The sequence below is a fragment of the Bacillus sp. MBGLi79 genome (assembly GCF_002953915.1).
This window is the reverse complement of record NZ_CP026521.1, coordinates 4,396,809-4,403,123: the sequence shown is the minus strand read 5'-3', so window position 1 is coordinate 4,403,123 and position 6,315 is coordinate 4,396,809. Positions and strand designations below refer to the sequence as shown.

The window sequence follows — 6,315 nt, the reverse complement described above, 5'->3', positions numbered from 1 at the left end:
GTATCCGACGTTTGAGAAAAACGGTATTGATCTGTATAAAGAAGCAGAAAAAGCAGGCGCTGAGAACGCTCAGCAAGTCGGAAGCTATATCGCCAGACAGCTTGAGGAGAAAAAGCTCAAGTTTTCAATTGAAGATCCTGACAATGAAAAGAACTTCCCGAGAAATCTATTTGTCTGGAGAGCCAACTTAATCTCGAGCTCCGGCAAAGGTCATGAATATTTTCTGAAGCACTTGCTCGGCACGACTAACGGACTGATGAACGATGATCAGGACAGCGTCCGTCCCGAAGAAATCACATGGCGTGACAAAGCGCCTGAAGGCAAACTCGACTTACTGGTCAATCTCGATTTCCGGATGGCGGGAACAGCCCTTTATTCAGACATCGTGCTCCCTGCGGCCACCTGGTACGAAAAACACGATCTCAGCAGCACGGATATGCATCCGTTCATCCACCCGTTTAACCCGGCAATCAGCGCGCCGTGGGAAGCAAAGTCTGATTGGGATATTTTCAAAGCATTGGCAAAAGCGGTTTCCAATCTGGCTGAAGAAATGGACATGGAACCTGTAAAAGAGGCTGTTGCGACTCCTCTTCTCCATGACACTCCACAGGAAATGGCGCAGCCGCTCGGGAAAATCAAAGATTGGAGCAAAGGCGACTGCCCTGCCGTTCCCGGCAAAACAATGCCGCAAATTCATGTTGTGGAACGGGATTACAAGCAGATTTTCAATAAGATGACATCGCTTGGGCCGAATGTTGTCAAACAGCCGTTTGGTACGAAAGGTATGAACTGGTCTGTTGAAGCGGAATATGATTCCCTCAAAAAAACGATCGGCGTCGTAAAAGACGACACGATCGCCAAAGGCTGTCCTGACATCAGTGATGCAAGACAGGCTGCGGAAGCGGTATTGACCCTCTCTTCCACTTCAAACGGGAAAGTAGCCGTTAAAGCGTGGGAATCGCTTGAAAAAATAACGAATCTTGAGTTGAAAGACTTAGCTGAAGAACGGGAAGAGGAATGCTTTACATTTGAGCAAATTTCGGCTCAGCCGAAAACGGTGATCACCTCCCCTGCTTTCAGCGGTTCTGAAAAAGGCGGACGGCGCTATTCGCCGTTTACAACGAACGTTGAAAAACTGATTCCGTGGAGAACGCTGACCGGCAGACAGTCTTTTTACCTTGATCATGAAATGATGACGGAATTCGGCGAGAACATGGCGACATTCAAGCCGATCCTGATCCACCGCCCTTTCTTGAACAAGCGTCCGGATCAGGAAGGAAAAGAAATCGTTTTAAACTATTTAACGCCGCATAATAAATGGTCGGTTCACAGCATGTATTTTGATTCCCTGCCGATGCTTACCCTTTTCAGAGGCGGGCCGACAGTCTGGATGAATAAAGACGATGCGGAAGAAACCGACATTCAGGACAACGACTGGATCGAATGCTTCAACCGAAACGGAGTCGTCGTCGCACGGGCCGTGACATCACACCGGATTCCAAAAGGAATGGCCTTTATGCACCATGCCCAAGACCGGCATATCAATGTACCGGGAACAAAGCTGACGAATAACCGCGGTGGAACCCATAACAGTCCGACCCGCATCCATGTCAAGCCGACGCAGATGATCGGAGGCTACGGCCAGCTCAGCTACGGATTCAACTACTACGGGCCGACAGGAAATCAGCGCGACCTCAATGTCGTGATCAGAAAATTGAAGGAGGTCGATTGGCTTGAAGATTAAAGCTCAAATCGGAATGGTAATGAACCTTGATAAATGCATCGGCTGCCATACATGCAGCGTCACATGCAAAAACACATGGACAAACCGTTCCGGTGCAGAATATATGTACTTCAACAACGTCGAAACAAAACCGGGCATCGGCTACCCTAAACAATGGGAGGACCAGGATAAATACAGAGGCGGCTGGGAGCTGAAAAAAGGCAAACTTCAGCTCAAATCAGGCGCCAAAACAACGCGGCTCATGAATTTATTCTACAACCCGTACCAGCCGACGATCGATGACTACTATGAACCTTGGAACTATGATTATGAAACGCTGACAAACAGTCCGGAGAAAAAACACCAGCCTGTTGCAAGGCCGAAGTCTTCTATTACGGGAGACTTCATGAACCTTGAATGGGGTCCGAACTGGGAAGACGATCTTGCCGGCGGCCACATTACAGGCCTTCAAGATCCAAACGTCAAAAAAATGGAAGAATCGATCAAGACTGAATTTGAAGACGTCTTTATGATGTATCTGCCAAGGATATGCGAACACTGCATCAATCCTTCCTGCGTCTCCTCCTGTCCGTCGGGAGCGATGTACAAACGCGAAGAAGACGGGATCGTTCTCGTCGATCAAAATGCGTGCCGCTCATGGAGACACTGTGTATCATCATGCCCTTATAAAAAAGTGTATTTCAACTGGCAGACGAACAAGGCGGAAAAATGCACATTGTGCTTCCCTCGTCTTGAAGCAGGACTGCCGACAATCTGCTCTGAGACATGCGTCGGCAGAATCCGCTATCTCGGAGTCATGCTTTATGATGCAGATAAAGTCGAAGAAGCGGCTTCAGCCGAAAATGAAAAAGATCTATATCACTCCCAGCTGGAAATTTTCCTTGATCCGAATGATCCCGCTGTCGCAGAAGAAGCAAAAGCTCAAGGCATTCCGCTGGAGTGGATCGAAGCAGCGCAAAAATCTCCGATCTACAAAATGATCATCGATTGGAAAATCGCTCTGCCGCTGCATCCTGAATACCGGACATTGCCGATGGTATGGTATATTCCGCCGCTCAGTCCGATTATGAATATGTTTGAAGGAAAAGGAACGGCCCAATCAGCTGAAGATATCGGCCCAGCCATTGAAGAAATGCGGATTCCGATCGAATATTTGGCCAATTTGCTGACTGCCGGTGATACACACCATATAAGAACGACATTAAAGAAAATGTCTGTGATGCGTATGTACATGCGAGCGACTCAAACAAACAAACAGATCGATTCAGCCCTGATTCAAGATACCGGATTGACTGAAGAGCAGATTGAAGATATGTACCGTCTGCTTGCGATCGCCAAATACGATGACCGCTTTGTCATTCCGCAAACCCATCGCGAAGAAGTCGCGGATCTGTACATGGAACAAGGAAGCTGCGGATTATCGTTTGCCGGAGGACCCGGCTCTTGCCAAAACATATAACACTGGAGGGAAGCTTCATGAATGGAACAGACAAACAAACCGTTTTTGCCGCTCTTTCTCACCTCCTCTCCTACCCTGATGAAGAGTGGAGAAAAGAACGTTCCGAATGGCAGCAGATCATCGGCGAAATCGAACATGAAGCGCTGAAAGGGCATCTGCTTGCCTTTTTGGAAAGCGCGGCTTCCTATTCGTCTGAGGAATTGATCGAAACGTACGTATATACGTTTGATTTCGGCAAAAAAACGAACCTTTATGTCACCTATTTCAACTCCGGTGAACAAAGGGAGCGCGGAATTGAATTGCTGCAGCTGAAAGATCTGTATCAGCAGTCCGGTTTTCAGCCGACAGACAAAGAGCTGCCGGATTATCTGCCGCTCATGCTTGAATTTGCTGCAGTCGCCGATCATGAAAAAGCTGCGGCTGTATTCCAAAAATACGCAGCGAACCTGGAAGAATTAAGATTGCAGCTTTCAGAGAATGAAAGCATCTATACGCCGTTATTAGACGGATTAACGATGATTTTAGAGGAAATTGGTGTTGAAAGGAATGTACAGCCATGATCGAACAAATACTGTGGGTCATCCTCCCCTATATCGTCATCACCATTTTTATCGGAGGGCATATATACCGCTATCAACATGATCAGTTTGGCTGGACGGCCAAATCAAGCGAAATGCTCGAAAAGAAAAAATTGGCGCTTGGCAGCAGCCTTTTTCACTGGGGAATCTTTTTTGTCATCGGCGGGCATGTGATGGGAATTTTAATTCCGGAAAGCCTTTATCAGGCGCTCGGCGTATCAGAGCATATGTACCATAAAATCGCGATCGGTTTCGGACTCCCAGCGGGCATCGCCGCGCTGTCAGGACTTATCATATTGACCTACCGCAGATTCACGGACAAACGAATTCGAAAAACGAGCTCTGCCGGTGATTTCATCACGCTGGTCGCTTTGTTATTCGTCATGACGACTGGGCTTGCGGCAACCTTCTTGAACATCGATTCAAAAGGATTCGACTATCGGACAACAATCAGCCCGTGGTTTCGCAACATTTTCTTATTCAAGCCTGATGCCGGACTTATGGCGAGCGTGCCCCTCTGGTTTAAGCTTCATATTATGATGGGCTACGTCATTTTCATCGTCTGGCCGTTTACTCGGCTCGTCCACGTATTCAGCATGCCGCTAAAATATTTGACAAGAAGCTATGTTGTTTACCGAAAACGGGCGCCCCGCAAAAGCATTTAAACATTTTCCCTAAAGCCAAAACGGCTTTAGGGATTTTTTTCTCTATAGGCAAGCTACCCTTATTCCCTATCAATCATACGATAAAGCAAACCATCAGAAAGGAGCGTTTTTATTGTATCCATACGATCCTTCACTATATGATCCGTATCGCCAGCAATTTCCGCCGGGGCCGCCTCCAGGAGTTGGAGGACAGCAGCAACAGCAGTTTCTCCCCCCGCCGCCGAGCCAATTTCCGCAAGACACCGGCCCTTCGGTATTTGCCGTTGATCCCGGCGGAATCAGAAGATGCCTGTTCAAATATACATTCATCCGCTTAAGAAACGGCAGCCGCTTTTGGTTCTACCCGGTTTTCGTAGGACGTTATTCGATTGCGGGCTACCGCTGGAGACCGCGTCAATTCCGCTGGGTTTACTTCGGTATTGACTTGAACGAGATTACCTCATTCAGCTGTCAGTAAAAAAACAAGAAAAAGGCGCCCCAAGGACGCCTTTTTTCATATTGTTTATTTCGATTGCAATGTTTCCTTCTCGTCTTCCCAAGCCTCTGTGTTTTTCAGACCTGGAATCGAGCTTGCCTTAAAGACAGGGTTCTTCCCTGTTTTACGCTGATCAGTATAGTCTTTCAGCACTTTCGCGGCAATTCCGGAAAGAAGCAGAATCGCAATCAGGTTAATGATCGCCATTAATCCCATAAATAAATCCGCCATGTCCCACACAAGTTGAAAACCGGATACAGATCCGAAGATGACCATTGCGACAACAGCTGTACGGTAAACGGCAAGCGTCGTCTTGCTCTTTTTAATAAATTCAATATTCGTCTCACCATAATAGTAGTTTCCGACGATTGAGCTGAAAGCGAACAGGAAAATCGCCACTGCGACAAACGCAGGCGCCCAGCTTCCGACATGATGCTGCATGGCTGCTTGTGTAATTTGAATGCCGTCAAGCTCTTTGCCCGGCGTCAGATTGAACAGCAGAATCATAAAGGCTGTCGCACTGCAGATAACCATCGTATCAAAGAATACGCCAAGCGTTTGGATAAAGCCTTGCTTCGCCGGGTGAGAGACATTGGCAGTCGCCGCTGCGTTCGGCGCGCTTCCCATTCCGGCTTCGTTTGAAAACAAGCCGCGCTTCGCACCGATAATAATGATGCTGCCGAGCGTACCCCCTGCAATCTGCTCGATCCCGAAAGCATCTTTCACAATCATCGCGAAAACGGCCGGTATTTGAGAAATATTCGTCAGCACGACAAATAAAGCAAGTCCAAGATAAATGACCGCCATAACCGGAACGATCAACTGCGAAACTGTCACAACGCGTTTCAAACCGCCGAAAATGATAAATCCGGTCAATACCGCCAAAACAATTCCGACCGTTGTTTTATCAAGGTTGAAAGCCCCTTCCATCGAACCGACGATCGTATTGGCTTGCACCGCATTAAAGATCAATCCGAATGTAATCGTAATCAAAACGGCAAAGATAATGCCCATCCATCTGGCGCCCAGCGCTTTTTCCATATAATAAGCAGGACCCCCTCTGAAATGATCGCCGTCTTTGACCTTGTAGACTTGAGCCAGCGTACTCTCCACAAAGCTGGAAGCCATACCGACAAGTGCGACAACCCACATCCAAAAGACCGCTCCAGGTCCTCCTGTTGCAACAGCAAGCGCGACACCGGTCAGGTTTCCCGTGCCGACACGCGAAGCGGCGGAAATAAAGAAAGCCTGCAAAGACGAGACGCCTTTTCCTTTCTCCTCCTTTTGTCCGACGATACGAAACATCTCGAAGAAATAGCGGAATTGAACGAATTTCAATTTAAAAGTAAAGAACAGGCCTATTCCTATTAATATATAGACTAAATAAGTCCAAA

Annotated in this window: 6 protein-coding genes; 5 read left to right on the top strand and 1 reads right to left on the bottom strand. The window is 47.6% G+C overall.

Features of this window, described 5'->3' with window-relative positions:
- The 5 genes from C1T29_RS22480 to C1T29_RS22460 form a co-directional block, all read left to right on the top strand.
- A partial coding sequence (locus C1T29_RS22480; protein ID WP_208945565.1) for a molybdopterin-dependent oxidoreductase occupies window positions 1-1,744 on the top strand: 1,744 nt, incomplete at its 5' end.
- Window positions 1,734-3,203, top strand: coding sequence for a nitrate reductase subunit beta (gene narH / locus C1T29_RS22475; RefSeq protein ID WP_208945564.1), 1,470 nt, complete (start codon window positions 1,734-1,736; stop codon window positions 3,201-3,203). The genes C1T29_RS22480 and narH, both read left to right, overlap by 11 nt.
- Window positions 3,204-3,220: 17 nt before the next feature.
- On the top strand, window positions 3,221-3,763 hold the full coding sequence (narJ, locus tag C1T29_RS22470; RefSeq protein WP_023857572.1) for a nitrate reductase molybdenum cofactor assembly chaperone: 543 nt from the start codon (window positions 3,221-3,223) through the stop codon (window positions 3,761-3,763).
- Window positions 3,760-4,446, top strand: coding sequence for a respiratory nitrate reductase subunit gamma (gene narI, locus C1T29_RS22465; protein WP_020451627.1), 687 nt, complete (start codon window positions 3,760-3,762; stop codon window positions 4,444-4,446). Before narJ ends, narI begins: the two co-directional genes overlap by 4 nt.
- Before the next feature lie 112 nt (window positions 4,447-4,558).
- Window positions 4,559-4,903, top strand: a complete 345-nt coding sequence (locus C1T29_RS22460) for a hypothetical protein (protein WP_020451626.1) — start codon at window positions 4,559-4,561, stop codon at window positions 4,901-4,903.
- A gap of 45 nt (window positions 4,904-4,948) precedes the next feature.
- Here C1T29_RS22460 and C1T29_RS22455 read toward each other — a convergent pair.
- Window positions 4,949-6,315: alanine/glycine:cation symporter family protein (locus C1T29_RS22455; protein ID WP_208945563.1), on the bottom strand; the 1,367-nt coding region annotated here is incomplete at its 5' end.